Here is a 1,435-nt window from a genome sequence, read left to right on the forward strand (position 1 = left end):
CGTAGCGACTGTCTTGATTGTCAAGGGGTAACTCAAAAAACAATCAAGGAGTTGCTGTCGAACCTAAAATCTCAAGCCAGAAAAAAGCGCAGCAAAAACTAAGTCGCTCAGGTTAAACCAAAGCAAGCGCAACCCTTGATCAGAGATAACAAAAAGTGTGAATCTCTAGGAACAAGGTGGTAAATTGTCAGCAAGCTGCCAAGGCTGATTTTGGCGAACCATTGCATTAAGAATAACTAAGATTTTCCGCACACAAGCAGTCAGAGCCAGTTTTTTTGATTTACCTCGTCCGACTAGGCGTTCGTAAAAGGTTTTAATCACCGGATTATGACGCATAGCTACCACCGCTCCCATGTAAAGAGTCGCCCGAATCTGAGCGCGACCTCCCTGAATCATTCGCTTACCTTTATGTTGACCACTATCAGGATTAATCGGTGCGACACCGACTAAGCGAGAGATTTGTTTGGCGGTTAATTGACCGAGTTCTGGTAAGTCGGAGACGAGAGTAGTAGAAATTACTTGACCAATCCCCGGCACGGTTTTGAGTAAATTAACTTTCTCGAGCCATTGTTGGTTAGCTTGGGTCAATTCCTCAATTTCTTGATTGAGTTTTTCGAGGCAGTTATCGAGATACTCAAGATGGGCTTCGATATCGACCAAAGCTTTACCGCGAGCGCGTTCCCGTCGGTTTTTTTCGGCAGTCCGCATCTCGACAAGTTGCCGGCGACGACTAATTAAGTCGCCCAATTGACGAGATTCTTCCGACTCAACCGCTAATATTTGCGGTTGCATTGCTTCGCCAAAATGAGCTAAGATTTGAGCGTCAATGGCATCGGTTTTGGCTAATTTACCAGTGGCTTTAGCAAAGTCTCTTCCTTGACGGGGATTGATTAAGGCTACAGGTAAATCCGCTTCTTGTAATTGAATCACCAGTTCAGTTTCTCAACCTCCTGTCGCTTCCAGAACGATGAGGTTGACAGTGTAGGATTTTAGGGTTTCGACCAGTTTAGATATGTCCTCCTTTGTGTTAGCAACTTTCATCGCTTTACCGAGGGGACGGAGGTACACATCTAGGGTCGCTTTACTAATGTCAATGCCTACCCATTGAGAGATATTTTCCATGATTGAACCTAACTAAAGCAAGCAGAATTGATGGTCATTTTGGAGAGCATCCCCTTGATTTTACTCATCCTTGCCCGATCCGGTCTCTTAGCTTAACAATTGATTGTTTTCGCCACGACCCCGGCGACTGTTCGAGTTTTGTCAGGGAGATTATGGTGGTGACCCTTGCTACGAAGCGGTCTTTTCCGACCAAGGTTGGGACGGTCTACCACCTCTCTCAATATACAAGGTTGGGTTGAAGCATGAAACCCAACGCCCGATTATGTTACGCTACCGCTAACCCATCCTACAAATAATTGTGCCTCCCTACTTA

Annotated in this window: 1 pseudogene; it reads right to left on the reverse strand. The window is 45.5% G+C overall.

Annotated elements, in window-relative coordinates:
- Positions 1-165: 165 nt before the first annotated feature.
- Positions 166-1,122 (reverse strand): annotated as a pseudogene (locus O9332_RS25305) (IS110 family RNA-guided transposase).
- Positions 1,123-1,435 lie beyond the last annotated feature (313 nt).

This window comes from Microcystis sp. LE19-10.1B (assembly GCF_027530565.1).
In the GTDB taxonomy this organism is placed as follows: Bacteria; Cyanobacteriota; Cyanobacteriia; order Cyanobacteriales; family Microcystaceae; genus Microcystis; species Microcystis aeruginosa.